Source organism: Micromonospora noduli (genome assembly GCF_003264475.1).
Taxonomy (GTDB): Bacteria; Actinomycetota; Actinomycetes; order Mycobacteriales; family Micromonosporaceae; genus Micromonospora; species Micromonospora noduli.
In genome coordinates this window covers 44,308-70,638 of record NZ_PYAC01000002.1, presented here as the reverse complement: position 1 = coordinate 70,638, position 26,331 = coordinate 44,308, and the positions used below count along the sequence as shown (strand labels likewise).

Here is a 26,331-nt window from a genome sequence, read left to right as displayed (position 1 = left end):
GACGGAGCCGCCGCCCCGGCCGCCTACGGCGCCGGGGCGGAAAGTCAGCCGGCCCGAACCCCACACCCCGCCCCGCGCGTCACCCCTGGGTCAGTGAGGTGACCCGGTGACGAGTCCGGATGGCCGTGGCCGGGGCGAACATGCCTCTACCCGTTCTCAGCGATCCGAAGGCGCACGAAGACCGGCAGGCACCTCGGGCAGCCGGAGTTGCCGAACGGCGGTCACGGCTCCGCTGAGGCCCGAGGAAGAGGGAAGGAGGTGGAGAGGGTTGGTGGATGAGGGAGTAGTGGGGTTAGGGCTGCCTCCGGCGGGGGCCAGACGACTCCGAGATGGAGTTGCCGAACGGTTCCGGTGGGTGGGTGGTTGGGGAGCTGCCATCCCGTCTACCACCGACCCAGGCAAGCCGAGCAGACCAGGGCCAGGGTGCCAAGGTCGTTCGTCCGGTAGGGCGCTCCACCTTGTCACCCTGGCCCTGGCCCGCTCCACCGAGGTGTGGGTCGGCGGCAGACGGGATGGAGCAGTAAGTCGCTCATTCTGGCGCCAGAACTAGGCACTGCAGGATGCTAGAAGTCCCAGTCCTCACGTGAAAGAAGGCGGAAGCCACTCGAACAAAAATCACGGTTGCGAGCCAGCGCATTGTAGAGGGCAACTCGCCAACTGTTCAGGCCAGCCTTGCGTCGTTCACTGACCGCCTCGACGCTAAGCATGGCGGCTAGGCCCTGTTCGCCTCCGTTGTTGGCGTATTGGTAGTGGAACATTCCGGCGCGGCCGGTCAGCTCGTCAAAAGCCTCGCTTTCAAAGCATTCCCCAAGCTTCAGCTCCTTGAAATGGTATTCCAGATTATCAATCAGCGGATCGGCAAAGCCACTCGGTCGATCGATTCGGAAAGTTACAAAGACCGACGAGTCAACAGTGACGTCCGCGACGAGTAGTTCCATTTCCGGTAATGTGTCGTAATAGGCATGAACGAACCGCCTGCCAGCCGCGTCGCCCAGCTTGTTCCCCTTCTCGTTATTGCAGTAAGGGCATACGGGCACCAGGTTGATCGACAGGGCACTGTACTCTGGATATACGGATTTAGGCAGGAAATGATCCAACGTCGCAACGTCTCGGTGCCCGCACATCGGACATTTCCTATTCCGCGCCTCAGCCATCAGCTGCGTACGCAGCGTGCGAAAAGGCCGACCCACGTCAAAGAGGTCAAAGTTTCCTTTTAATGCGTCGCTCTGCTCTTTGGTGATGCTTATTGCCGAGAGGCGAGACGGCTTCTGATACTGACGATGGTAATCGACGTAGGCGGCTTCAACTTGTGCAGAAACCCCTGACAGAACTGAACGATTCTCGGGAGCCCGGCGGGTGCACATGACCAGGAAATCCTCCCAGTCATCGCGGTTGGGAGGGGTGAGAGAATACATGGACCTACCCGATCGACCGACGGATGTTTTCTACATAAGCTCGAGCTGGAAGGCTTAGAGGGTTCCCAAACATTTCCTCAATCTCGGGCAGAGAGTGGCTGCGTGCAAGTTCCCTGAGGACGGCATGGTGATCGGTCGCGGACGTGTTCAAGTTGAACACGTTCTTGGTCAAGAACCCTACGTTCTCGCCGAATGTCTCGTCAGTTGGTTGCTCTACAATGGTTACAGAATCGAACCGGCGCAAGATTGTGACGTAACGCCGTGGGACTTCCTGAAGGACGACTGGGGAATGCGTAGCAATCACGGCGTACGAGTCATAGATGTCAAGCGCGGTATTGATACCGCGGAGCAGTGCAGCCAGCAGAGGAGGATGCAGGTGGGACTCCGGCTCATCGATGAGCACAAGAGATCGAAACCCAAGGTGGGCCACAAGCTGGACCGCGATATTCAAGACAATTTTATGACCTGTGCTAAGCCGAGCAAACACGTCCTGTACAAAGTTCACGTCATGGATCGAATTAAGGTCCACACCCAGCCGCAAGAATGAGGCTTCGCTCAGCACCTTTGCCAAAACCTCTTTTAGTGGCTCTCCGCGGGAGGGGTGCCGTGTCGCGGCAAGCGCAGCTTCGAAATCAGCAGTTATCTCTTGGATAGACTTGAGTCGGTCAGGTTCCTCACTCGCCGTATCCGATAGCTCAGCATCATCGGCGTCTGCATCAGCGAAGCTGCGTAGACCGGCGTAGACATACCCAAAGACCTCCCCTCGCCGTCCCAGCTGCTCGCGTTCCTCTTCGTGCCCACCAGGGACGTCGAAGGTGTCGAAAGCACTATACGAGACCGCGATAACCGAACTGAAGCGGAAGTCGTGCCCCTCAACGAAGGCGCCATTCTTATCAACGAAGGTTGAATCGCCCCGGGTGGTGAGCCCCGCATGGGCCACCTGCGCAAGGTTCGCAAGTAGTCGGGTCTTGCCACTCCCGTTGTAGCCGATGAGAGCATTTAGTCGACCAGGGATTTCCGGTACGTCGTTGAAGACTAGCGGAACTTGGAATTGGTTTCCACCAACTGATGTCTGAAAGCGCATCGAGACTGACTCACCCGTCAGCCTAACGCTTGCCTCGCGGAAGAGTGGAGCAGCGTCGCTGATGGCTAGAACAGAGCTTCCGAAGCGCTCAAGAGAGTCCTTGAAGCCTCGGTGAGCAAGGAATGGCTGAGCTATGCTGGGGTCGTAAACGATATCCTTGAGCCCTGCGAGAATCGCAGGGTAATATCGGTCGCCTAGTTGCTTTAAACTCTGGTAGTAGCTCAGGGATTGACCGAGAGAGCAGTACGACTCGTCCAAGTGGCTGAAGGGCGAATCCGACAAGGGAGTCGCGCCGGAAGCCTGACTGTCCTTTAGGATCTTTACCGCACCAATTTCCGCCAGCCGGTTCTGATCTAGCGCAATCAACAAGGTGTATGTCGTCTTGAAACCGTAATCGTCCCACTTATCCCAGTAGAGCAGGGCGGCGGGATACTCCAAGGCCGGAGGAGTGTCGCGATAGTCATAAATGACATAGAACTTCACGGCCGAGCACCACCCTTGGGAGGACACGTGGAGATGACACGCCGCCTCCGCTGGTTATCCTCTGGCATGGCTGTTTGCATGTGTTGCGTCCTCGAGGCCTGGGGGTCGATCGCATACATACGCAGAGGCCGAAGCGCGCCAAGGAGCTGCTTCGGCCTCTGGTGAATATATGGGGGCGCTAAAAAGCCGCCCCGGCTAGCTGCACTTTGAATCGTGCCGGCCGCCAATCGTTCGGAATGGTTAGGTGAGTCTTAGGTCGCGTCTGAGCATCCATCGTGTCGTAGAGCATTCCGATGCTTGCCGAGTCGCCGATGTTTGGATCGTCGTCGGAGGCCGCGGGTGAGGCGTCGTAATCCACCTGGCCTATTTGCATAAATACGAAGCCGTAAGGCTTTGCAGATGGCCGATGGACTGCAACGATGACCGGCGGCTGGGCTTCACTGACTATCCGCGAGAAGACCTCAGCCACTGGTTCATCGTCGTAGGCGACGACCACTGTCGTGCCCGACACGTACCCGTTTCGGACCATGTATGCCCGGAACTGTGGATCCCTTAGTCGCTGAGCAAGATCGAAGGCGGCGCTGCGCTCGTCGATGTCACGCGCTGTCATCGTCCCACCTCCGAAGGTTTTCTTCCCACTTATCTTGCATCATGGCTACCGCTTCGGCATAGCTCCTATCGACCACGTCCCAGGCTCCATCCGTAGGAATGACTTGCAGCTCGAGTTCTGCGGCTGCCTCTGACTGTGTCGATCTTGTGTACTGGCGGAGCTTTACTGCCCCGTCGTCCTGCAGGACCTGCGACACCTTTGCCCACCGGCCGTCAGCTCTAACGCTCTGTGTAACGCTGAAGTCGACGATGTGGTCTCGGTAGGTCCTGCATTCCACATGCAGCTCGTTGCCTGGCTTCGGCAGCCGAAAAGGGATCACGTATCCCTGGCAGGCCTTCGCTGGGGGAGGGCTATACCGGCGCTGTAGCGGCACTACGGACATCTCGGCTTCCCCCTCCCGATGGTGGCCCTGACTCGCCGTCACGAAGCACCTCCAAGGTAAGCCGTCCCCCCGACAGTCGTAGCTGTGAGCGTACTGACAGATGCTCTCAGTTAGAAGCACCCAGGCGCGTAAGGCCTGTTCACTGGCCCGGCCCCCTACTCAGGCCTATGTGGAGCTGGATGTCTATCAGGTACATGACAGATTCGCCATCAAGTTCGTGGGGGTAGCGCGCGGCGGCGGACCGGGGGTGAGGCGATGGCCTGAGAAGGCAGGCGATGGCACCGGAGAGCATGTTGCAGCAGCAGCTACGGGGCTGTAGCGGCCAGCATCGCGATGGCTGGCGGTCGGGTCGTGGCGCACGCGGGGGTGCTAGACGGACCGGTCGGCGCCATGGAGCCAAAGGTTATGGACACAAGTGCGCCGCCCTACCTCTGTTGCCGACGCGGGCCGACCGAACGAACCTTGTCTTCCGCTGGCATGACTCGGTAGACCAGACATCGTGGCAGAACCAGAGCTAGGGCAGACGAACTACTGGTGGGTCAACCAGGGCCAGACCTACCCCCAGGAGCGCAAGGCTGGGATCCTCTGGGCGCCGAAGGTGCAGAAGAATGGCGTCCAGCCTCTGCACTGGCAGTCGATGCTCGACGTGCGGGCAGGAGACGTGATCCTCCACTACGCGAAGGGCGTCCGTGCGCTCAGCGTGGTGGCGACCGCCGCGGTCGACGCACACAGGCCCGGTGACCTGCCAGAAGACATGTGGGACCGCGACGGACGCGTGGTTCGGACCACCTACAGCGAAGCCGCGGACGCGATTGCGTTGGACGAGTTGCTGCTTGATGAACGGCTGAGGGAGCCACAGGGTGGGCCGTTCGACCGTGCGGGCAAGGTTAAGCAGGGCTATCTCTTCCCTTTGAGCAAGACCTTCGGCAAGTCGTTTACAGCGACCTTCAGTGACAGGTTTCCAGCCCTGGGAGTTGCCGCCGGCAGCTATGTGCCGAGCGAAGCGCGGATGGAGGCAGCCGAGCTGCTCCGTGCACTCATCGGCGTGCCTCTGCTTACCGTTAAAGGTCGGACGAACAAGATCCTTGCCGTTCAACCGCCGGATGTGGTTGTTGCCACGGAGTCGTCACCTGCCGGGGCACTGGTGCAGATCGCTTGGGTCGAGGAGGCCCTGCAGCTTTTGCGGGAACATGGTTCAGTCACCATCCACCCCGACCAGGTCGGCTACCGGAGTGCCTTCATCGGAGCCGTTCTACTCCAGTTGCCCTACGCCCAGGCGACCGGCAGTCCTCCCGTCATCAGCTTCCAGGCCGGTGCCGCGATTGAGTCAGACGCCAGCCCAACGCCGCCAACAGACAAGGTCGCAGCGGATCCCTTCACAGGCAGCCTCGAGAAGCCGTTCGCGGGAACCCAGCGAGGAGAGCAACCAGCTCTGCGCCGCCGACTGCTCGGCTCGATGTCCGAAGCAGAGTGCGCTATCTGCGGCGAGACCTACCCAGCCCGCCTTTTATGGGCGGCCCACATCAAGCCGCGGTCGATCTGCACGGACGCCGAACGCCGCGACCTATCGCACGTGGGGATGCTCGCCTGTGTCTTCGGTTGCGATGCGCTGTTCGAGACGGGCTACATCAGCGTCAACGAAAACGGCCAGATCGTTACCAGCAGCTTTGGGTCAGAGCACAAAGCCATTGCTACCAAGGTGGCCGACCTCGAAGGACGGCTCGTCAGCACCCACACGAAGGCCAGCTCGGCCTACTACGCCTGGCACCACTCGAACATGTTCCGCGGCTGACGTACGTAGTGCCGAGCGGGCCGTAGTACAGCAGCGAGTACAGCAACCAACTCGCACTGCGACGGCCGCCCTATGGCAACGCGGGACTGCCTAACGGCTCGCAGGTGCCTACAAGAATGCACCGCCCGGAGCTACGGATCAGAAGGTGCGACCGGGAGGACAGCGTGGGGTAGCGCGCCAGAGGAAGATCCTGCACCCTCGATCTTGCAGGCACAACCAGCCCTCCAGGAGGTCGCCATGATCCCTCAAACCTACGAACTGTGGGTCGCGGAAACCTTCGGCGACGGCGAGTCTCCGATCGTCGGTAGGGTCATCGCCTGGCACATCCCCAAGCCCGAAGAGGATGTAGAGGGTGAACGCGGGGTGCCCATCTACGTCTACAGCTCCGCCGGCAGCCCTTCCGCTACTGCCTGGGCGAGTCCTCGACAGTGGTTCCTCGGTGCCACTGCTGACGAAGCCCGAGAGGCCGCCGAATCCCACCAGGCTCGCGACCCGAAGGAACAGCAGGCAAGGCGGGACCGCCAAAAGCGGGAGAAGGCACGTGAGTGGTTGGCTAGTTGCGATGCTGCCCGCTCCCGCGCCGCCGCCGGTGACTTCTCCGCTGCCCGGGATTTGACTGCGGAGCGAATGCGCGGCCTCCTGCCTCGGGTAGCAGATCTGCTGAGAACCGCGTCTTGGCACCGAGTTGAAGAGAACGTCGTCCAGATCAGCGTGAAGGCAACCGACGCCAGTTTGGAGTACCAGCGGAGTTGGGACCAACTGACTCACACCGTTGCGCAGGAGGTTCTCGGCGAGGCGTGGACGATCGACGTTCGGCAGGACAAGCCCGGCTTGTTTGACCGGATGCGGTAATCCAGGGGCAGCCTAGAGGCAGCGAGACGACCGGCGGTCGCTGTTCAAGGACCGCAAAGACCGGCACCGCCCTCGTGCTGAGCGGCGAAAATCCGTAACGGGCGACACCCGATGGTGCGCCATGCCCGCGTTCGGGACGAAGAGGTCGTCGGTTCGAATCCGGCCACCCCGACCAGAGGCAAAAGGCCAGGTGGGATCTTCTCTCACCTGGCCTTTTCTCTTGCCGCCGGCGATCTTCCCATCGGCCGGGGTCGCCGGCTGGTCACGGCTGGTCCTCGGTCGGCCTCGGCGGTGTGCGTAACCCATGGCCGACCCCGCTCCCTGATCGGTCCGCCGTACCGTCCCGCGTGACGTTCCCGCATGCGCCGCCGCTGTATCAACGGCTGCCTGTGACAAGCCCCCGGGGGATCTGGAGATGCGCATGTTGTCGCAACTGCGAAGGCTGAATCGTGGCGTGATGGTCTTGCTGATGGCTCTGCTCGTGATGGTGGCGTCCAGCACACCGGCGTTCGCGGCGGCCCTGCCACCACCGGCTTCGGTCGGCGCGAAACCGGTGTCTGAGACCCGGGTCGAGGTGAGCTGGCAGGCGGTGGCAGGCGCCAGCAGCTATGAAGTACGGCGTGCGACCGTGTCGGGTGGCCCGTACACGATGCTGGGAACCGCCACCGGGACGTCGTACATCGACGAAACCGTTGCCGCCGAGACCACCTACTACTACGTGGTGCGGTCCCGGTCCGGCAAGCGGGCGTCGGGCGACTCGTCCGAGGTGTCGGTGCAGACCTCGCTTCCGAAGCCCGTCGACGTACGGGCAACCGCCGCGGAGACGAGCATGACCCTACGGTGGAAGGCCGTGGCCGGCACCGTGCGCTACGAGATCGTCCGCCTGAGTAACGCGGTCCCGGTGGAGACGGTGGTCGGCACCACGACGTCGACCGAGTACCTGGACACCGGCCTCACGGTCGCCACCCGCTACGTCTACTGGATCCGGGCAGTCGCCGCGGGCGGCGCCACGGCCACGTCCGACGCCGTACGGGTCTACACCGGACCCCCCACCACGACGACGATCACGGTGTCACCGGGCTCGGTGGAGCAGGGACAGCGGATCCTGCTCATCGCGAACGTGCGGTACGCCGACGGCCGGATTCCCAGCGGCGAGGTGGCGTTCATGTCCGCGGCCGGCACTGTCGCGTTCGCCAGTGTCAACGGCACCGACGGCACGGCGATCGCCATGGTCAACGGCACTGGATGGACTCCGACCTCGGTCTATGCGCAGTTCCAGGGCTCCGACTGGCAACCGGCCGGGGCGAGCGTGTCCGGCGATGCCGTGCCCGTGGTCACCCAGCCCTACGGGTCCGTGGCCTTCAACGGGCCCTCGTGGCTGAAGCTCGGCTCCTGGGAGGAAGCGGTCGCCGCCGGAGACCTGACCGGCGATGGCCTCTCGGACGTGGTGATCACGACGACCGAGTACTCCGACGACGCGAACGACCATTCCGCTTTCCTGTTCGTGCAGGAGGCGGACAACCAGCTCGTGATGAAGCAGCAGGTAGCGATGTCGACCTCCACCGGCGGCAGTATGTACCCGGTGATCGGCGACCTGGACGGTGACGGCGCGGACGAACTGGTCGTCGCCACGGGCGACGGGGTCGACGTGTTCCGCCGTACCGGATCGGGGCTCTCGACGGCCGAGCACCTGTCGTTCGCCGACGACCTCATCGACCTCAGGCTCCGCGACCTCGATGGTGACGGCCGGACGGACATCGTCGCGGTGAGCGACAACGGCGTCCTGGTGCGGTACGGCGACGACAACGGTAGCTTCGCGCCCGCGGCTCTCGCCTCGCCGCACCGCGGCTTCGTGCTGGACGTGGTCGACATGACCGGGGACGGCCGGCCGGACCTGGTGGTGCAGCTCGGGCAGCTGATCCAGATCAGCGCCCAGGTGGAGCCTCGGTCGTTCGCCGACCCGGTGGGGTATCAGGCGCCCGCCGGACACCTGCAGACTGTCGCTTCCATGGCCGTCGGCGACGTGACGGGCGACGGCAGGAAGGACGTCGTCGTCACCGTGTCCGGCAACGCGCCGAACGCCCAGGTGCAGGTGCTCACCCACGACAGCAGCGGTGTGCTCGGACGGTGGATCCGCTACCCGGTCTACGAGATGCCGGACGCCATCGCGATCGCAGATGTCAACAACGACGGTCGGGACGACGTCGCCATCACTCACGGCGGTTGGAGCGCGGCGAGCGTCCTACTGCAGCGGCCGGACGGCTGGCTGGGCAACGAGTTCCGGGTGTCCCAGTTGCCGCCCGCCAGCTCCTTCACCCCCCGTGGGCTCGCGGTCGCCGACATCAACAACGACGGCCTGAAGGACCTGCTGATGGCCAACTACAACTACGGGCTCGTGGTGGTACCGCAACGGCCCGCAGCGGCGTCAGCGGCGACGTCGCCGAAGGTCCAGGTGGGTCGGGCCTGAGTGACGTGGGAGAGCGCCGTCCCGCCGAGGCCGCCCAGGCAGCGGTTGTGCTCGGCGGGCAGCGCTCCCTCCGGCCCGAACTCTGCTGCGAAAACGTGGGGAAGCCGCCGTCGCGGCCGATGCCTGGGCGGCACCCCGCTGACTAGCATCGACCTCGATGGAGCTGCTGGAGCGCGCGGACGCGCTCGCCACCCTGGACGGGCTGCTGGTCTCCCCCGGCGGCGCGATCGCGCTCGTCACGGGCGAGGCGGGTGCCGGCAAGTCCGCCCTGGTCGGCGCGTTCGCCGCGACGACCAGGGCAAGGGTGCTCTGGGGCAGCTGCGATCCGCTGCTGACGCCTCGGGCGCTCGGCCCGCTGCACGACGTCGCCCGTCAGGTGGGCGGGGTGCTCGCGGACCGACTGGCCGCGCTGCACGCCGCGACGGAGGCCGAACGCCGGGGTGCCGTGTTCGACGCGCTCCTCGACGAGCTGACGGGTCCCCGGCCCGGCCGCCGGACGGTGATGGTGGTGGAGGACGCGCACTGGGCGGACGGGGCCACTCTGGACCTGATCGCGTACGTGGGGAGGCGGCTGGCCCGCCACCCGGCGCTGCTCGTGCTGACCGTGCGCGACGACGAGCTCGGGGCGGAGCATCCACTGCACGCCGTGCTCGCGGGCCTGCCCCGTCCGCTGGTCCGTCGGCTCCCGCTGCCGGCGCTGTCGACCGATGCCGTCGCGGCGCTGGCCCGCACCGCCGGCCGCAGCCTGAATGGGTTGTACCAGGCCACCGGCGGCAACCCGCTGCTGGTCACCGAGGTGCTGGCCGCGACCGGCCCGGGCGTGCCGCCGACCGTACGCGATCTGGTGTTGGCCCGGCTGGCCGCGCTGCCGCCGCCGGCCCGGGAGGTCGCCGCCCTGGTCTCGGTGGTTCCGTCCCGGGCCGAGGCGTACCTGCTGGACGATCGCCCGCCTGCGGCGGTGCAGGAATGCCTCGACCGGGGCGTGCTGGTGTCGGTCGGCAACGCGGTGGCATTCCGGCACGAGCTGCTGGGTCGGGCGGTACGCGAGTCGCTGTCGCCGGTGCGTCGGGTGGCACTGCATGCTGCCGTGCTGGCTCGGCTCACGCCACGCGCCGACGTGGACGCCGCCCGGCTGGTGCACCACGCGCACCACGCCGATGATCCGGAGGCCGTGCTGCGTTGGGCGCCCGTGGCAGCCGAGCGGGCCAGTCGGGCTGGTGCCCACCTGCAGGCCGCCGACCACCTTGCCGTTGTACTGCCGCACGCCGCTGGCCTGCCCACGCCGCGCCATGCGGAGCTGTTGGAGGCGTACGCGACGGCGGCGTACCTGGCCGGGCTGGCCGCGCAGGCGCTGGCCGCCCGCCGCGAGGCGCTCGCCCTACGGGAGGCCGACGGCGACCCGCTGCGGATCGGCGAGAACCTGCGCTGGGTGTCCCGGCTGTGCTGGTGGACCGGAGACAGTCCGGCGGCCCGGGCGGCGGGCACCCGAGCCGTCCAGGTGCTGGAGTCCGCGCCTCCCGGCAGGCAGCTGGCGATGGCCTACAGCAACATGTCGCAGCTGCTCATGCTCGCCGACGAGAACCGCCGTTCCATCGACTGGGGCAACCGGGCCCGGGAGCTGGCCCGGCGGCTCGGTGACGTGGAGACCGAGGCGCACGCTCTGGTCAACGTCGGTTCGGCGCGCCTTCAGGGCGGAGACGTCGCGGGCATCATCGAGCTGGAGCGCGGGCACACCCTGGCCGCCGCACACCACCTGGACGATCACGCGGCGCGGGCGTTGGTCAACCTGGCCACCCTGACCGTGGAGTGGCACCGGGTCACGCCGGCCGCCGAGGCCCTGGACCGGGCGCTGCGGTTCACCACCAGCCGGGACCTCGACGGGTACACCCGGCACCTGCTGGGCTACCGGGCCCGGCTGCGGTTGGCCACCGGCGACTGGGCCGGAGCGCGCTCCGACGCCGAACAGGCGCTGGCCGGCGCCGCGCAGCCCGGTGGGAGCCTGGTCCCGGCCCTGGCCGCACTGGGCCGGCTCAGTGCCCGCCGGGACGAGCCGACCACACACCTGGACACGGCGGCACGCTGGGCGGCGCAGAGCCGAGAACTCCAGTTCGTGGTGCCGGTCGCGGCGGCGTTGGCAGAACGGCACTGGCTGGCCGGTGAGCCAGGGCCGGCGGTCGCCGAGCTGCGGCGTGCGTACCGGCTCGCGATCGAGGCATGCCAGCCCTGGTTCGCCGGCGAACTGGCGTACTGGCTGTGGCGAATCGGCGAGCCGGTCGGGGACATTGGCGTGCTGGCATCGCCGTACCGGCGACTGATCGAGGGCGACTGGGCCGGTGCGGCCGAAGAATGGCAGCAACTCGGCTGTCCGTACGCCCGGGCCGAGGCGCTGGCCTGCGGCGACGGCCCGGCGGCTGGCGAGGCGCTGCGCATCCTGGACGGGCTTGGCGCGGTGGCCGTGGTCCGACGGGTCCGGGCCGACCTGCGCGGACGCGGAATGGCCCGGGTGCCGAGGGGGCCACGACCGGCGACAGCCGCGCACCCGACAGGTCTGACCGCGCGGCAACGGGAGGTGCTCGTGCTGCTCGCCGACGGGCTCAGCAACGCCGAGATCGCCGCCCGGCTGTCGCTCTCCATCCGGACCGTCGACCACCACGTGTCGGCGGTGCTGGGCAAGCTCGCGGTGCCCAGCCGGGGCCAGGCGGCCGCGTCGGCCCGCCGGCAGGGCCTGGTGCCGCCCAACATAGGTGTTTCTGCCGATCCCCGGGGGCCCCGCCACGCCTAGCGTCGATGGCACGACGAACCGTCCGAGGGGGGACCATCATGACCACCGCAATCGATCTCAGCGCCGTGAAGGCACGCCAGCAGGTGACCTGGGCCAGCGGCGACTACGGCGCGGTCGCCGCGCTCATTCACCCGATCTCCGAACTGCTGGTGACCGCGGCCGACCTGTCGGCCGGTGCCCTCGTCCTGGACGTGGCGACCGGCACCGGCAACGCCGCCATCGCCGCCGCCCGCTGCGGCTGCGTCGTGACGGGCGTCGACTACGTACCCGAACTGTTGGAACGGGGGCACACGCGGGCGGCGGCGGAACGGCTCCCGGTCACGTTCGTGACCGGCGACGCGGAGCGCCTGGCGTACGCCGACGGGTCCTTCGACGCGGTGGTCTCCGTCGTCGGGGTGATGTTCGCGCCGGACCAGGAGCGGGCGGCGGCGGAGCTGGTCCGGGTCTGCCGGCCCGGCGGCACTGTGGCGCTGGCGTCGTGGACGCCGCAGGGCTTCATCGGCGACCTGTTCCGCACGGTGGGGCGGCATGTGCCGCCACCGGCAGGGCTGCGCCCGCCGGTCGAGTGGGGCGACGAGGGCCGGGTCCGCGAGCTGCTCGGCGCGGCCGTGGGTGAAGTGCGGGCGGTACGCCGGGAATTCGTCTTCCGTTTCGGCACACCGGAGGAGTTCGCCGACTTCTTCCGGGCCAACTACGGGCCGACGTTGAAGGCGTTCGAGGTGCTGCCCGAGGAGCGACGCCCGGACCTGCACGCCGATCTGGTGGAGCTGGCCCGCACCCACAACCGCGCCACCGACGCCACGGTCCGCATCCCGGCTGAGTACCTGGAGGTCGTGGCGCAGCGGACCCCCGACCCGGCCTGACACCCGTCCGCGCCACGCCGTTCGAGGTGGCGCGGGCCGGTCGGTCCTGCCGCTCGGTGCGCTCGATCTCAGTCCTGCCGCTCGGTGCGCTCGATCTCAGTCCTGCCGCTCGGTGCGCTCGATCTCGGCGAACGCGGCGGCCAGGTAGTCCTCCAACGGGACGCTGGTCGCCGCCAACAGGTCGGCCACCAGTAGTGGAGCGTGTCGGGCCAGCGCCGACGCGTCCGGCGGTGACTCGTCGCCGTCGGGGTCGTACACGCCCAGCGCGCCGGCCAACAGGACCAGCACCACGTGCGGGTCGACATCCGTTCGCCACCGCGTCGACTCCTGCACGCAACGGGTCAACACCTGGCGGATGTCGTCGCCGGTCAACCCGTCCGGGTGGCTCTCCTCCAGCAGCAACCGGACCACCGCGCCGAGCACCAAGCCGGAACGCTCGTCAGCGGCGAGACCGCCGACCGCCTCGTCGTACGCCTGACCGTCGCGTGCCTGGGCGGCGGCGACGGCCGTCGTAGCGGTCAACGCGATGGCGCGGGCGGTAGCGGGCAGATGTCGCCAGGTGCCGGTCATCGCGCCAGCATCGCAGACCCGGCGGACACCAACCGGCCTCGACCACAGCGAGTGGATCAACGTGGGATTGGTCACCCGCCGGTCCCGGTGACCGCGAGGTGTGGCCAAAACGGTTCGCGCGGCGTCAGACCCACCGAACAGAATGCCTGCATGCTGCGTCGTGCCCTGCCCCGCCGTTCGGAAGCTCGCCGGATCCTCCTCGGCACTCTGCTGTCGGCGATCGGGCGGGGTCTGACCCTGCCGTTCCTGTTCATCTACCTGACCGACGTACGCGGGCTGACCGACACCCGCGCGGGGCTCGTCATCGGCTGGTACGGCGTGGTCACCCTGGCCCTGTCGCCGCTGGGCGGGACGCTGATCGACCGGATCGGCGCCCGCCGGGTGGTGGTGCCCTGCCTGCTGATCGAGGCGATCGGCACCGGCTCGTTGGCGCTGGTCCACTCGACCGGCTCGGCCCTGCTGGTGATGACGGTCATCGCCATCGGCAGCTCGGCGATCTGGTCCGGGCAGAACACCATCCTCGCGTCGCTGACCGACGACGATGAGCGGCAACGCGTCTTCGGGTTGAACTTCGCCCTGCTCAACCTCGGCATCGGCATCGGTGGCATGACGTCCGGCGCGATCGTCGACACCGCCCGGCCCGGCACCTTCCAGGCGATCTACCTACTGGACGCGGTGACCTACCTGATGCCGGCGCTGATCCTGCTCACCCTGCCCGGAGTGGGCCACCGGCTCGGCAAACGTCGAGGCGTCGACGAGCCGTCGCCCGGTGGCTACCTGACGGTGCTCCGCGACCGCCCGTTCCGGCGGCTGGTGATCTTCGGGCTGATCCTCACCACCTGCGGCTACGCGCAGGTGGAGGTGGGCTTCGCCGCGTACGCGGTGCGGGTGGCCGAGGTGAACCCCCGGGTCGTGGCCTGGGCACTCGCCGCCAACACCGTGATGATCGTGCTCGCGCAACTGCTGGTTATCCGCCGGATCGAGGGGCGCAGCCGCACCCGGGCGTTGGCCGTGGTGGGAGCGGTGTTCGCCGCCGCCTGGCTGGTCCTCGGCGCGGCCGGCCTGGTCAGTGCTGAGAACGCCGTGCTGGCCGCCCTGTGCGTGGTGCTCTGCTCGGCGATCTTCGGTTTCGGCGAGACGATGCTGTCCCCGGTGATGCCCGCACTGACCAACGCGTTGGCCACCGACGAGCTGCGCGGCCGCTACAACGCGATGAGTTCGATGATCTTCGGAATCAGCGGTGTGATCGGCCCAGTGACCGCCGGCCCGCTCATCGGCGCCGCCAACGGCATGCTCTGGGTGGCGACGGTGGTAGGCGGCTGCCTGGTCGCCTCGCTGGTCGCGCTCTCCCTGCGCCGGCTGCTCACCACGGAGCAGGACGGCCTCGCGACGACCGCCCCGGCGTCCCCCGCCCCCGCACCCACCCCAGCCTGACCTCGAACCCCCCTCCGCGCCCCACACCCCGCACCCCGCACCCCGCACCCCGCACCCCGGCGCCCCGCACCCCGGCGCCCCGCACCCCGGCGCCCCGCGCCCGGCCCCGCGCCCCGGCGCCCCACGCCCGGCCCCACGCCCCGCACCCCACACCCCGCACCCCGCACCCCACGCCCCGCACCCGCACCCCGGCGCCCCGCACCCGCACCCGCACCCGCACCCACGCCCAAGATCCGAGCAACTTCCCGGAAGTTGGTGCCTCGGGCGCGCGGGAGACAGCAACATCCAGGAAGTTGCGCGGATCTTCCTCATTGACCTCGGCATTGATCTTGTCGAGGACCAAGATCGCGCTCAATCCTGGATGTAGTGGCATCCCCGCGCACCGATGCCACTACATCCATGTTCGAGCGCGATCTTGCCCGGAGGCGCGTGCGCGGGCCGCAACACCAGGCAGGCGCGTGCGCGGGCAGGCACGGGCGGGCAGGCAGGCACGGGCGGGCAGGCAGGCACAGGCGGGCACGGGCGGGCAGGCACGGGCGCGGGCAGGCGGTGTCGGGGACGGGTCGGGCCCCGGAGCGGGTGCTCCGGGGCCCGATGATCGCGGGGTCGGCCGTCAGGCGGCGGGGACCTCGGCGGTGGTGCGGATCCGGTCCAGCGTCGGCGCGGAGACCGGCGACTGGGCGGTCAGGTAGGCCACGAACGCGTCCAGGTCGATCTGGCCGGTGACCAGGTTCGTCCCGCCGGTGAAGGTGCTGAAACCGTCACCGCCGCCGGCCAGGAAGTTGTTCACCGTCACCCGGTAGGTGGCGGCGGTGTCGACGGCGGTGCCGCCGATGGTGAGACTGCCCCGGACCACGCGGGTGCCGGCGCACGGGTCGGCCGCGGTGGCGCTGGTGCCGTTCAGGTCGACCACGTAGCTCAGCGTGGCCGACGGGTACAACGTGCGGCCGGTGACGAACTGCTGCTCCAGGACGCAGTAGAGCTGCGCGCCGGTCAGGTCCAACGTCACCAGGTTGTTGGCGAACGGCTGCACCGTGAAGGCCTCCCCATAGGTGACCGGGCCGGCGTCCAGGGCGGCCCGCACCCCACCTGGGTTCATGAGGGCGGCAACCGCGCCCTGCTCGTCATCGGTGGCGGCGAGCTGCGCGTCGGCGATCACGTTGCCGATCGGCGACTCTCCGCACGAGTTGGGCACCTGCGGTGAGCAGGTGCCGAGCAGCTTCTCCTGCGTCGTGGGGAGGGGGGTGGCGGTCACGCCGACCTGGCGGTCGGCGACCGGGCCGAGCACCGTCTTGTACCGGTTGATCAGCGTGGTCTGCCTCCGGTCCGGGGCCACGTCGCGGGTGACCACGACGTTGTTCGCGGCGGCGGAGATCACGTCCCCGCTCCGACGGTCGATCTTGAGATCGATGTCGGTGATCAGGCGACCGAACGAGCTGGCACTGGTGACCAACTTGCCGTTGATGTCACAGTTGTACGCCTGGTGGGTGTGCCCGCTGACCACCACGTCGATCGACGGGTCCATCCGGTTGGTGATGTCCACGATGGGCCCGGTCAGGCCGACGCAGTCGTTGATGCCGCCGGTCGACGCCTGGGCGCCGCCCTCGTGCAGCAGCACGACGATCGTCTCCACGCCCTTGCGGCGCAGCTCGCGAGCGTACCGGTTGGCGGTGTCCGCCTCGTCGGCGAAGCTGAGGCCGGCGACGCCCTGCTGGCTGACGATCTGCGGGGTGCCCTCCAGGGTCATCCCGATGAAGCCGACCTTGACGCCCTGCACCTTGTGGATCGCGTACGGCGCCATCAACGGCTTACCGGTGGCGGTCGTGAAGGCGTTCGCGGACAGGTACTGGAAGCCGGCACCTCGGTACGGGGTGCCGTCGGCGCAACCGTCCACCGGGTGGCAGCCGCCGTTCTGGATCCGCAGCAGCTCGGCGGCGCCTTCGTCGAATTCGTGGTTGCCGACGCTGGCGTAGTCCAGCCCGGCCATGCTCAGCGCCTCGATGGTCGGCTCGTCGTGGAACGCGGCGGAGAGCAGCGGGGACGCGCCGATCAGGTCACCGGCGGCGACCGTGATGGTGTTCTTCTTCTTGGCTGCGGCACGCAGTTCGGCCAGGTGCGTCGCCAGGTATTCGACACCGCCCGCGGTCTGCCCGGCGATGGTGCCGCTGGACGAGGTCGGCGGTTCGAGGTTGCCGTGGAAGTCGTTGAGGGCGAGCAGGGTGACGTCGACCGGCTTCGGCCCGGCGTCGGCCTGCTCAGGGCTGGTGGCGACCGCGCCGAAAGCGGCCACCGCGAGCGCGGTCAGGCCGACAGCGGCCCGACGCATCCCGGGTATGAACATGGATCTCCTCGTGAGAATCGGCGCGTACGGTGCCTGGCCTCTGGGTCGACCGGGCCGCCGACGGACGCCGTCGAAAGGGTCGCGGATGACGGTGGTTGAGCATGGCCCCCGCCCCGACAGCCTCTCATCCGGACGCCCGCCGGTCGACCCGGGCAGCGCATCGGAGCAGCGCGTACGCCGAGGCCGCTATCGATCATCGTTAAACGCGGTCTGCCGGACAACGTCGGACCCAGGGTCTAGAAAGGACTGGACAGCCAACGAGGAGTGGGGGCGGCATCATGAGCGGAACGACACCCGTGGCGGAGCAGGTGCGATCGGTCGACGGCACACCCATCGCGTTCGAGCGGTCCGGTGCCGGGCCGGCGGTCGTCCTCGTCGGCGGCGCGTTCAGCGATCGCAACGCGACCCGCGATTTGGGCGCGGCGCTGGCGCCGGATTTCACCGCCTTCAGCTATGACCGTCGCGGTCGGGGCTACAGCGGCGACACCGCACCGTACGAGGTCGGCCGCGAGATCGACGACCTGGCCGCGCTGATCGCGGCGGCGGGTGGTTCCGCCGCCGTCTACGGCATTTCCTCCGGTGCCGTCCTGGCCGCCCTCGCCACCGCACAGGGTTTGCCGGTGACCAAGTTGGTCATGTTCGAGCCACCGTTCCAGGTCGGCTCGCACGTGGGCGTCAGCAAGGACATCACCCCGCAGCTCATCGAGCTGATCGCCGCCAACGACCGGGACGGCGCGGTGGAGACCTTCCTCAGCGCCTCGGTGGGGCTGCCGGCCGAGCAGATCAGCGGGATGCGGTCGCAACCGGTGTGGGGTGGGCTGACGGCGGTCGCGCACACGCTGGTGTACGACTCGATCGTCACCGCCGGAGGGCGACTCCCCGCCGAGCGGCTGGCAGCCATCACCGCGCCGACCCTCGCGGTGGACAGCACCGGCAGTCCACAGTGGCTGCGGGACGCGAGTCGGGCGGCGGCCGAGGCCGTTCCGGGGGGCCGGTCCGTGAGCCTCGACGGCGGTTACCACGACGTGCCGCCGACGACGCTGGCCCCCGCGCTGCGCGAGTTCCTGCTCGGTTGACCGCCCAGCGGCCGACGAGGCGCGAGCCCGCGGGTCAGCCGTCAGCCAGCGCCTTGTCGACCAGGGCAGCTACGGCGGCCGGTGGCCAGGCGCCCGCAACGCCGGGCCGGGCCGCCAGGTAGGTGGCGATCCGCTCGGCGGGCCAGCCGTGCGACTCGCGCAGCCCTCGGGCGATCATGCCGAGGTAGATCGGCGCGGGAGGTCGGCACGGCACGGCTGACGCCCTCTCGGGGGCGGTGAAGGTGAGCATCGGAACGCCGTCGCGGCTGCCCGGGCAGATCAGCGTCTCGTACCGCCCCGGGCCCAGGGTGGCCCGCCCGTTGGCGACGGCGGCGTCGATGGCCGCGCCGGTCGCCGGGATCAGCTCGGTCGTGTCGCCCGGCGGGCGGTACATCTCCTGGGCCGCGATGTCGGTGAACTGCTCCAGGGTGACCAGGTAGGCGCGGGCTGCGGCCTCACCCGGCAGGTGCGGGTCGTAGAAGGCCATGCCGCCGGTCCAGGCACCGGACTCGCCGGCGAAGTAGATGCCGCCGGGCAGCGACACCGGTGCCGACCGGCTCGGTGGACGCCGGTCGCGGCAGCCCGGGTATGTCCGCTTTCCGCCGGGTGGGCAGCCGCCACTGATGTACCAGCCCAGCCGGGCGGCGTGCATGTTCGAGCCGTACGAGACGTACCAGGCCAGCACGACGACCCCTCAGAAGCCGCAGGTCTGCCCGGCGGTGTGGCTCACCTGCACGGTGTGGGTCACGCATCCGCCGGCCTCGACCGAGTGCAGCAGGAAGGCGGTGGGCTCGTTGACCCAACCGATCTGCTCGTCGGCGCTCATGGTGAGCGTGCTCTGCTTCCAGGTGCTGGGCGCCACGGTGAGGACGGTGCCCGCGTACGCCGTGGTGACCGGGCGGTGCAGGTGGCCGGCGCCGACCCGTACCACGTGCCGGTGCCGGCCGATCACCTCGGCGAGCGCGTCACCGTCGGCGAGCCGGATGGAGTCCGCCACGGGGATGCCGACCGCGACCGGCGGGTGGTGCAGGAAGACCAGGGCGGGCACCTCGGGCCGTCCGGTGAGCACCCCGTCGAGCCAGCCGAGCTGTTCCTCGCCGAGTAGGCCGCCGTCGCTGCCGGGGACGAGCGAGTCGAGCACCACGACGGACGCCGCATCGTGGTCGACGTGGTAGTAGGCCGAGAAGCCGCCGCCGAGCCAGGGCGTGCCGCCGAACGCGTCGAGCAGGGACTCACGGTCGTCATGGTTACCGGTGGTCAGGTGCACCGGCAGCGGAAAGCGGCCGATCACCTCGCGCAGCGCCGCGTACTCGTCGGGCTGGCCGTGGTCGGCCAGGTCGCCGCTGATCACCACGCAGTCCGGTCGGGGTCGCAACGCCAGCACCCGGCCGAGCGCTCGGTGCAACCCGGCGGCCGGTTCGGCGGCGAGCAGGCCGGTGGTCAGGTGCGGGTCACTGAGCTGGGCGATGAGCATGGGCTCGCCTCCTCGGCGCCGGGAGGCTTCACGCTATCGGCAGGCGCGGCGTCCCGGGGGGCATGCGTCCACAGGCTGCGTCCACAGCCTGTGGATAGCACGTGTGTACGAAGCCCGGCCGGTCTCAGCCACCGTGAGTACGCTTGATCGAGCGGTTCGGCGTCGGCCGAGCCCCCTCCCCTACCTGGAACGACGTGCGAGTGGATCATCAGCGAGTCATCCGTGACGTCACCGTCCGCCTGCCGATGGCGTCGAGCACGCCGGAGGCGTGTCGGTGGACGGTCACCGGGCTGTCCCGCCACACCCCGGCGACCATCTCCGTGCTGCTCGCGGTCCACGACCGCCTGCGCTGCGTCGCCGCGACCGGGGCCTGGCAGGTCTTCGCCACCGTGCCGGCGCGGACCGGCATCGTCGGCCGGGTGTACGCGACCGGCGTCCCCGCCGTCGTCCCGGACGTCACCGTCGACCCGGACTACCTACCGGTCCGCCCGGATGTGACCGCCGAGCTGTGCGTACCGGTGCTGGACCCGACGGGCCGGGCGATCGGCGTCCTCGATTTGCAGTGGAGTGAGCCGACCGACCTGGAGCCGTGGCGGGAGACCGCGCAGCGGCTGGCCGACGGGCTCGGCGCGCGGATCACCGCCCTCGGTGGCCCACCTGCGGAGAGTCGCAGCGAGAAGCTGCTTCGCCACGCGGCGGCGCTCTCCTCCGCGCCGACCGAGGGCGAGGTGATGGGGGCAGCGGCCCGCGCCGCCCGGGAGGTCTCCACGCTCTCCACCGCGCTGCTGCTGATCGGCGGTCAGCTCGGCCCGTCCCCGGCGACGCCGAGCGACCTGGAGACCCGGATTCGCGCCGAGCTGGCCGCGGCGGGTCCGGCCGCCCTGGACCGGATGGTCGTACGGGCCCATCGTTACGGCGCCGGGTACACGCTGGGCGAGACCGGGCATCCCCCGACCGAGGACTACCGCCCGTTGACCCGGGCGGGGGTACGCACGCTGGTGGCCGTGCCGGTCGGGCCCACGGACGCCGGTGGGGTGCTGCTGGTCGCCGACGAACGCGCGCTGCGCCCGGACCCGACCACTGTCAGCCTGATGGAGTTGCTCGCCGGGCAGGCCTGGACGAGCGTGGACCGGCTGCGCACGCTGGCCCGGCTGCGGGAGCAGGCCAGCTCCGACCCGCTGACCGGGTTGCGGCACACCGGCCCGTTCGGGCAGCGGATCGCGGCGGCCACCCCCGGGCGTACGGCGCTGCTGGCGATCGACGTGGACGGCTTCAAGACCGTGAACGACACGTACGGCCACCAGGCCGGCGACCGGGTGCTGGTCGGGTTGGCCCGGGCGCTGGAGGGGGCGCTGCGGCACGGCGACGAGTTGTACCGGATCGGCGGTGACGAGTTCGTCGCGGTGATCGAGGTGAGCCGCCCGGAGGAGGCGGTCCGGATCGCCGAACGGCTCACCGAGGCGGCACGACGCATCGGCCGCACGATCAGTGTGGGCGTCGCACTGCCCCGCCCCGGCGAAACCCCCGACCGCACCCTGAAGAGAGCCGACCAGGCCCTCTACGCGGTGAAACGCCAAGGCCGAGACGGCGTCCTGCTCTCTGCGGCGTAACCGCCCCCAGGTCCCCGCTGATCTTGCACTTTCGGTTGCCGTTCTGTCGCCCTCGCCCCTTGTGTCGGCACAGAAACTGCAAGATCGCGGCAGCGGAGGGTCAGGGGGTGCGGAGTTCTTTGGCCAGGAGTTCGGCGATCTGGGCGGTGTTGAGGGCTGCGCCCTTGCGGAGGTTGTCGCCGGTGACGAAGAAGTCGAGGGCGCGGGGATCGTCCAGGGCGCGGCGGATCCGGCCGACCCAGGACGGGTCGGTGCCGACGGCGTCGATCGGCATCGGGAACTCCCCGGCCGCGGGGTCGTCGACCAGGATCACCCCGGGTGCGTTGCGCAGCGCCTCGCGGGCGCCCTCGGCGTCGACCTCGGTGGCGAAGACCGCGTGCACGGCGACCGAGTGGGCGGTGACCACCGGCACCCGGACGCAGGTGGCGGAGACCTTGAGGTCGGGGAGGCCGAGGATCTTCCGCGACTCGTCGCGGATCTTCATCTCTTCCGATGACCAGCCGCTGTCCGCCGGGGAGCCGGCCCAGGGGACCACGTTGAGCGCCATGGGTGCCGGGAACGGACCCAGGTCGTCGCCGACCGCCTGGCGTACGTCGCCGGTGCGCGAGCCGAGCGCCCGATCGCCGGCGACCTTGGTGAGCTGGTCGTGCAGGATGTCGACGCCGGACTGACCGGCTCCGGAGACCGCCTGGTAGGAGGCGAGCACCAGCTCCCGTAGGCCGTACTCGCGGTGCAGCGGCGCGACGGCGACGATCATCGCGAGGGTTGTGCAGTTGGCGTTGGCGATGATGCCCCGGGGCCGGTTGCGGACCTGCTCGGGGTTGATCTCCGGAACGACCAGCGGGACGTCGCGGTCCATCCGGAACGCGCCGGAGTTGTCGACAGCGATCGCGCCCCGGGCGACGGCGATCGGCGCCCACTCGGCGGAGACCTCGTCGGGCACGTCGAACATGGCCACCTGGACCCCGTCGAACGCCTCGGGGGTCAGCGCCTGGACGACGAGTTCCTCGCCCCGGCAGCGGACCCGGCGTCCGACGGAGCGCTCGGAGGCGAGCAGCCGGATCTCACCCCAGACGTTGCGTCGCCCGGTGAGCAGCTCACACATCACGGTGCCGACGGCACCTGTCGCTCCGACCACGGCGAGGGTGGGCAGCGCCGTCATCGGCGCTACCTACCTGTCCCCGCGTAGACCACGGCTTCGGTGTCGCCGCCCAGCTCGAACGCGTCGTGGATGGCGCGGACGGCGGCGTCGAGGTCGGTGTCCCGGCAGACCACGGAGACCCGGATCTCGGAGGTGGAGATCATCTCGATGTTGACCCCGGCCGCGCCGAGCGCGGCGAAGAAGCCGGCCGCCACCCCGGGGTGCGAGCGCATGCCCGCGCCGATCAGCGAGACCTTGCCGACGTGGTCGTCGTAGAGCAGGCCCTTGAACTTGACCGGCTCCTGGATCTTGCTGAGCGCCGCCATCGCGGTGGGGCCGTCGGCCTTGGGCAGGGTGAACGAGATGTCCGTCCGGCCGGTGCCCTCGGTGGAGACGTTCTGCACGATCATGTCGATGTTGATCTCGGCGCCGGCGACGGTGTCGAAGATCCGCGCGGCGGCACCCGGCTCGTCGGGCACCCCGACGATCGTGATCTTGGCCTCACTGCGGTCGTGCGCGACCCCGGTGATCAGTGCCTGCTCCACGGAAAGGTCCTCCATCGATCCGGTGACCATCGTGCCGGTGTTGGTCGAGTATGACGAACGGACGTGGATCGGCAACCCCGCCCGCCGGGCGTACTCCACGCTACGCAGGTGCAGCACCTTCGCGCCGCAGGCGGCCAGCTCCAACATCTCCTCGTAGGTGATGTGCTGGATGTGTCGGGCGTTGGGCACGATCCGCGGGTCGGCGGTGAAGATGCCGTCCACGTCGGTGTAGATCTCGCAGACGTCGGCGTGCAGGGCGGCGGCGAGCGCCACGGCGGTGGTGTCCGAACCACCCCGGCCCAGCGTGGTGACGTCCTTGGTGTCCTGCGAGACGCCCTGGAAGCCGGCCACGATGACCACCGAACCCTCGTCGAGCGCGCCCTTGAGCCGCCCGGGGGTGACGTCAATGATCCGGGCGCGGCCGTGCACCGAAGTGGTGATCACGCCGGCCTGCGAACCGGTGAACGAGCGGGCTTCGTACCCCAGGTTGTGGATGGCCATGGCCAGCAGGGCCATCGAGATCCGCTCCCCGGCGGTGAGCAGCATGTCCAGCTCGCGGCCCGGCGGCAGCGGGCTGACCTGGTTGGCCAGGTCGAGCAGCTCGTCGGTGGTGTCGCCCATCGCGGAGACCACCACCACCACGTCGTCGCCGGCCTTGCGGGCGGCGACGATGCGCTCGGCCACCCGCTTGATCCGCTCGGCGTTGGCGACGGAGGACCCGCCGTACTTCTGCACCACGAGTGCCACGACGGTGCACTCCCTCCCAGCGACCCTGAGCGTGCCGACGCCGCCGGAACCGGGGCCGGCGGCGCGTGTCAGACCCCATGAGGGTATCCGGCGGACAACGAAGCCGGGTCAGGTGATCCCACCATCCGGCCCGGCCGGGACCGGCCGGGCCGGTCCCACCAGGTCCGACGGGTACGCCGGGACGCCCCGCCCGACACGCCGGAAGGAGCCCGGTACGCGCCGGCACCCACCGACCGCCCGCACCCACCAGAATGGGCCGGTGCCCGTCCTCATCCGTTCGGCCGGCCGCGTGCTCGGGCCGCTCGTCCTCGCCCTGCCAGCCCTCCTGGTCGCCTGCACCAGTGAACAGCCTCCGACTCCGCCGCCCGTCGATCCGGGGCCGGTCGAGGTGGACGCCGCACGGGATGAGCTGGCCGCGCTGGCCGCGGCGGCTCAGGACCGTCACCTGGTGGCCCAGTACGTCTACAGCCAGGCGGGCAAGCCGGATCGCACCATCGTGTTCACCAGCGCGAACGACGGCAGCTGGCGGGTGGATGTGCCGGGGGGTGCCCTGGGTGGCACCGCCGATGTCTCGATGGCCGGCACTGCCGACGGGCTGTTCCAGTGCGCCCTGCCGTCGGCCGGTCATACCGGGTCGGCGAGTTGCGTACGTCTGGGTGATCGCGACGACGCGATCCCACGCCGGTCGGACCCCCGGGTTCAGCACCTGCTCACCGACTGGTTGAACGTACTCACCGACCGCCGCGCGCCGTTGGCGGTCGCCCCGGCCAACCCGCCCAAGGGTCTCACCGGCACCTGCTACTCGGTGGATTCCACCTCGGCCTCGCTCAACGCCCCGCTGGATGTGGGCATCTACTGCTACGACCAGGACGGCACGCCGACCGGCGTCCGGACCGGGGCCGGGACGCTGCGGCTGGCCGCTGCACCCGGCCCGGCACCGGCCACCGTGCAGCTGGCCGGCCCGGTGGTGATCGACCGGGAGCCGCTCGACACCGCAGCGCCGCCGACCCCGGACCCGTCGGAGAGCCCGAGCGCGGGAACGCCCTGATCTTCGTCCCGTTACGGGTGCTCTTGCCCACATTTATGCCCCCCATCCTGAGGGGCGAATCACCCATACAGGACGATCCGGTGTATGGCCGACCTCACCCCGCTGCTCGCCTACCGCTGGAGTCCACGAGCCTTCGACCCGAGCGCCGAGCTGACCCCGGAGGAGTCCGCCTCGCTGCTTGAGGCCGCGCGCTGGGCCCCGTCGGCGGAGAACGGGCAGCCCTGGCGGTTCGCCCTCGGCCACCGCGACGACGAGACCTGGAAACGGATCCTGATCAGCCTCCCGGTCGACGACCAGATCTGGATCCGGCACGCCGCGACCCTGGTGGTCGGCGCCCACACCGGCCTCGACACCGAGCGGGCCGCGTACGACCTGGGCCAGGCGGTCGCCCACCTGACCGTGCAGGCCACCGCGCTCGGCCTGCACGTGCACCAGCTCACCCGGTTCGACCGGGCCGGCCTCTCCACCGAACTCGACCTGCCCGGCGGCGTCCGCCCGTTGGTGGTCGCCGCCGTCGGCCGACTCGGGGACCCGTTCGCCCTTCCGGCCGAACTACGGGCCAGGGAGACCGGCCTGCGTCACCGCCGTCCGGTCGCCGACCTGCTGCTGCGCTGAGCCGACTCACCCGCCGCGGCTGGCCCGGACGAGGACCGCTGCGGCATCGGTGTTGCGATAGCGCACGTGCCGACCCTCGCGGGACCGGGACACCAGGCCGGCGCCGTGCAGCGCGGCCAGGTGCTGGGAGACGTTTCCAGCGGACATCCCGGTGAGTCGGGCCAGGTCGGTGGTGGTCAGCGCCGTCTCGAGCAGGTACAGCAGCGCGGTCCGGCCCGGCCCGATCACCCGTGCCAGTGGGTCGCCGGACGGCGGCGCGGCCGCCTCCCAGAGCGTCCCGACGGCACGAACCGGGTACGCGCCGGCCGGCAGCGAATCCTCCAGCAGGTTCCACAGCACGTGCTGCTCCGTGAACACCGTCGGGTTCAGCGCCAGCCCACGACCGCGGAGGTCGAAGTCCCGCTCGAACGTGTCGTCGCTGATCACCCGGTCGCCGTGCCAGCGCAGACTCGGGTGGAGCTGCTCGAAGAACCGACCGGCGCCGCTCTCGGCGAGCTGCGCGGCCCGGTACGCCACGTCGGCGTCGAGCAGCGCCCGCATCCGCGGCCAGTCCGGGGCGATCGCCTCGTCGTGCCAGACCCGCACCGCGTCGACGACCTGCGGCAGCAGCCCGCCGGGGTCGGCGAGCAGCGCCCGCCCGAACGGGCTCAACGGTTTCCGCCAGGTGGTCGACAGCAGGTCCTGGACCACCACGGCCGGCGGCGTCGCGGCGATCTGGTCGAGCTGCTCGGCCATCTCCACGTTCGGCCGGGCGGCCGGGGTGAGGAAGTCGGGCAGCCAGCGACCCGGCACGACCAACCCCACCAGAGGTCGGACCCGGTCGGCCACCTCGGGACGACGCAACGTCACCCGGGCCCGGTCGATCCAGGGCAGGTGCACCGCGTAGCGGATCGGGTTGGCCAGCGCCCACATGCTCATGACCGTCTCGTTGGCCGGTGACACGGCGAGCCGTACTCCCGCCACGTCGGCCAGGCTGAACCGCAACTCGGACACACGCCCC

The 26,331-nt window shown here is 69.3% G+C and carries 20 protein-coding genes; 10 read left to right on the top strand and 10 right to left on the bottom strand.

Features of this window, described 5'->3' with window-relative positions; genetic code table 11:
- Positions 1-563: 563 nt before the first annotated feature.
- The 3 genes from MED15_RS05875 to MED15_RS33175 all read right to left on the bottom strand — a co-directional run bounded on the left by MED15_RS05875 (position 564) and on the right by MED15_RS33175 (position 3,592).
- Positions 564-1,415, bottom strand: a complete 852-nt coding sequence (locus tag MED15_RS05875) for an HNH endonuclease (protein ID WP_112734967.1) — start codon at positions 1,413-1,415, stop codon at positions 564-566.
- A gap of 4 nt (positions 1,416-1,419) precedes the next feature.
- Positions 1,420-2,982 carry an AAA family ATPase gene (locus tag MED15_RS05870; RefSeq protein WP_146766691.1) on the bottom strand — a complete coding sequence of 521 codons (1,563 nt, stop codon included), beginning with the start codon at positions 2,980-2,982 and terminating at the stop codon, positions 1,420-1,422.
- 178 nt (positions 2,983-3,160) lie between these two features.
- Positions 3,161-3,592 (bottom strand): hypothetical protein, encoded by a 432-nt coding sequence (locus MED15_RS33175; RefSeq protein WP_146766690.1) that lies wholly within the window; start codon positions 3,590-3,592, stop codon positions 3,161-3,163.
- Positions 3,593-4,473: 881 nt separating this feature from the next.
- Here MED15_RS33175 and MED15_RS05860 point away from each other — a divergent pair.
- From MED15_RS05860 to MED15_RS05840, 5 genes are all read left to right on the top strand, one after another.
- Positions 4,474-5,766 (top strand): HNH endonuclease signature motif containing protein, encoded by a 1,293-nt coding sequence (locus MED15_RS05860; RefSeq protein ID WP_112734964.1) that lies wholly within the window; start codon positions 4,474-4,476, stop codon positions 5,764-5,766.
- 237 nt (positions 5,767-6,003) lie between these two features.
- On the top strand, positions 6,004-6,618 hold the full coding sequence (locus MED15_RS05855) for a hypothetical protein (RefSeq protein WP_112734963.1): 615 nt from the start codon (positions 6,004-6,006) through the stop codon (positions 6,616-6,618).
- A 469-nt stretch (positions 6,619-7,087) separates the two neighbouring features.
- A complete protein-coding gene (locus MED15_RS05850) occupies positions 7,088-9,085 on the top strand; it encodes an FG-GAP-like repeat-containing protein (RefSeq protein WP_167457613.1) in 1,998 nt (665 codons plus the stop codon).
- Positions 9,086-9,242: 157 nt separating this feature from the next.
- Positions 9,243-11,867 carry an ATP-binding protein gene (locus MED15_RS05845; protein WP_112734962.1) on the top strand — a complete coding sequence of 875 codons (2,625 nt, stop codon included), beginning with the start codon at positions 9,243-9,245 and terminating at the stop codon, positions 11,865-11,867.
- 38 nt (positions 11,868-11,905) lie between these two features.
- Positions 11,906-12,730 carry a class I SAM-dependent methyltransferase gene (locus MED15_RS05840; RefSeq protein WP_112699830.1) on the top strand — a complete coding sequence of 275 codons (825 nt, stop codon included), beginning with the start codon at positions 11,906-11,908 and terminating at the stop codon, positions 12,728-12,730.
- Between the two features lie 96 nt (positions 12,731-12,826).
- Here the strand turns inward: MED15_RS05840 and MED15_RS05835 are convergent, their stop codons facing one another.
- Complete coding sequence (locus tag MED15_RS05835; RefSeq protein ID WP_112588561.1) at positions 12,827-13,300, bottom strand: hypothetical protein; 474 nt, start codon at positions 13,298-13,300, stop codon at positions 12,827-12,829.
- 150 nt (positions 13,301-13,450) lie between these two features.
- Here MED15_RS05835 and MED15_RS05830 point away from each other — a divergent pair, with 150 nt between their 5' ends.
- Entirely contained in the window at positions 13,451-14,734 is a 1,284-nt protein-coding gene (locus MED15_RS05830) for an MFS transporter (protein ID WP_112588563.1), read from the top strand.
- Between the two features lie 613 nt (positions 14,735-15,347).
- Here MED15_RS05830 and MED15_RS05820 read toward each other — a convergent pair.
- Entirely contained in the window at positions 15,348-17,075 is a 1,728-nt protein-coding gene (locus MED15_RS05820) for a bifunctional metallophosphatase/5'-nucleotidase (RefSeq protein ID WP_112734960.1), read from the bottom strand.
- A 278-nt stretch (positions 17,076-17,353) separates the two neighbouring features.
- On the opposite strand from MED15_RS05820, the gene MED15_RS05815 reads away from it, so the two are divergent.
- Positions 17,354-18,151 (top strand): alpha/beta fold hydrolase, encoded by a 798-nt coding sequence (locus tag MED15_RS05815; RefSeq protein WP_112734959.1) that lies wholly within the window; start codon positions 17,354-17,356, stop codon positions 18,149-18,151.
- A gap of 34 nt (positions 18,152-18,185) precedes the next feature.
- On the opposite strand, the gene MED15_RS05810 is transcribed toward MED15_RS05815, so the two are convergent.
- Positions 18,186-18,836: a histone deacetylase gene (locus MED15_RS05810; protein ID WP_225855147.1), complete on the bottom strand. Its 651-nt coding sequence runs from the start codon at positions 18,834-18,836 to the stop codon at positions 18,186-18,188.
- Between the two features lie 9 nt (positions 18,837-18,845).
- Entirely contained in the window at positions 18,846-19,625 is a 780-nt protein-coding gene (locus MED15_RS05805) for a phosphodiesterase (RefSeq protein ID WP_112588569.1), read from the bottom strand.
- Positions 19,626-19,870: 245 nt separating this feature from the next.
- Here MED15_RS05805 and MED15_RS05800 point away from each other — a divergent pair, with 245 nt between their 5' ends.
- Positions 19,871-21,235 (top strand): GGDEF domain-containing protein, encoded by a 1,365-nt coding sequence (locus MED15_RS05800; protein WP_208646578.1) that lies wholly within the window; start codon positions 19,871-19,873, stop codon positions 21,233-21,235.
- A gap of 100 nt (positions 21,236-21,335) precedes the next feature.
- Here the strand turns inward: MED15_RS05800 and MED15_RS05795 are convergent, their stop codons facing one another.
- Positions 21,336-22,397 carry an aspartate-semialdehyde dehydrogenase gene (locus MED15_RS05795; protein WP_112734957.1) on the bottom strand — a complete coding sequence of 354 codons (1,062 nt, stop codon included), beginning with the start codon at positions 22,395-22,397 and terminating at the stop codon, positions 21,336-21,338.
- A 5-nt stretch (positions 22,398-22,402) separates the two neighbouring features.
- Entirely contained in the window at positions 22,403-23,668 is a 1,266-nt protein-coding gene (locus MED15_RS05790) for an aspartate kinase (RefSeq protein WP_030489892.1), read from the bottom strand.
- 259 nt (positions 23,669-23,927) lie between these two features.
- On the opposite strand from MED15_RS05790, the gene MED15_RS05785 reads away from it, so the two are divergent.
- Together MED15_RS05785 and MED15_RS05780 are read left to right on the top strand one after the other, a co-directional pair.
- Positions 23,928-24,716, top strand: a complete 789-nt coding sequence (locus MED15_RS05785) for a hypothetical protein (RefSeq protein ID WP_225855148.1) — start codon at positions 23,928-23,930, stop codon at positions 24,714-24,716.
- Between the two features lie 84 nt (positions 24,717-24,800).
- Complete coding sequence (locus tag MED15_RS05780) at positions 24,801-25,331, top strand: nitroreductase family protein (protein ID WP_112588573.1); 531 nt, start codon at positions 24,801-24,803, stop codon at positions 25,329-25,331.
- A gap of 6 nt (positions 25,332-25,337) precedes the next feature.
- On the opposite strand, the gene MED15_RS05775 is transcribed toward MED15_RS05780, so the two are convergent.
- Complete coding sequence (locus MED15_RS05775) at positions 25,338-26,324, bottom strand: ArsR/SmtB family transcription factor (RefSeq protein WP_112604811.1); 987 nt, start codon at positions 26,322-26,324, stop codon at positions 25,338-25,340.
- Positions 26,325-26,331 lie beyond the last annotated feature (7 nt).

Excerpts from the sequence above, each read along its gene's own strand:
- MED15_RS05875 (WP_112734967.1), bottom strand. The coding sequence starts at position 1,415 with ATGTATTCTCTCACCCCTCCCAACCGCGATGACTGGGAGGATTTCCTG.
- MED15_RS33175 (WP_146766690.1), bottom strand. The coding sequence starts at position 3,592 with ATGACAGCGCGTGACATCGACGAGCGCAGCGCCGCCTTCGATCTTGCT.
- MED15_RS05855 (WP_112734963.1), top strand. The coding sequence starts at position 6,004 with ATGATCCCTCAAACCTACGAACTGTGGGTCGCGGAAACCTTCGGCGAC.
- MED15_RS05850 (WP_167457613.1), top strand. The coding sequence starts at position 7,088 with ATGGCTCTGCTCGTGATGGTGGCGTCCAGCACACCGGCGTTCGCGGCG.
- MED15_RS05845 (WP_112734962.1), top strand. The coding sequence starts at position 9,243 with ATGGAGCTGCTGGAGCGCGCGGACGCGCTCGCCACCCTGGACGGGCTG.
- MED15_RS05840 (WP_112699830.1), top strand. The coding sequence starts at position 11,906 with ATGACCACCGCAATCGATCTCAGCGCCGTGAAGGCACGCCAGCAGGTG.
- MED15_RS05835 (WP_112588561.1), bottom strand. The coding sequence starts at position 13,300 with ATGACCGGCACCTGGCGACATCTGCCCGCTACCGCCCGCGCCATCGCG.
- MED15_RS05830 (WP_112588563.1), top strand. The coding sequence starts at position 13,451 with ATGCTGCGTCGTGCCCTGCCCCGCCGTTCGGAAGCTCGCCGGATCCTC.
- MED15_RS05820 (WP_112734960.1), bottom strand. The coding sequence starts at position 17,075 with ATGTTCATACCCGGGATGCGTCGGGCCGCTGTCGGCCTGACCGCGCTC.
- MED15_RS05815 (WP_112734959.1), top strand. The coding sequence starts at position 17,354 with ATGAGCGGAACGACACCCGTGGCGGAGCAGGTGCGATCGGTCGACGGC.
- MED15_RS05805 (WP_112588569.1), bottom strand. The coding sequence starts at position 19,625 with ATGCTCATCGCCCAGCTCAGTGACCCGCACCTGACCACCGGCCTGCTC.
- MED15_RS05800 (WP_208646578.1), top strand. The coding sequence starts at position 19,871 with ATGGCGTCGAGCACGCCGGAGGCGTGTCGGTGGACGGTCACCGGGCTG.
- MED15_RS05795 (WP_112734957.1), bottom strand. The coding sequence starts at position 22,397 with ATGACGGCGCTGCCCACCCTCGCCGTGGTCGGAGCGACAGGTGCCGTC.
- MED15_RS05780 (WP_112588573.1), top strand. The coding sequence starts at position 24,801 with ATGGCCGACCTCACCCCGCTGCTCGCCTACCGCTGGAGTCCACGAGCC.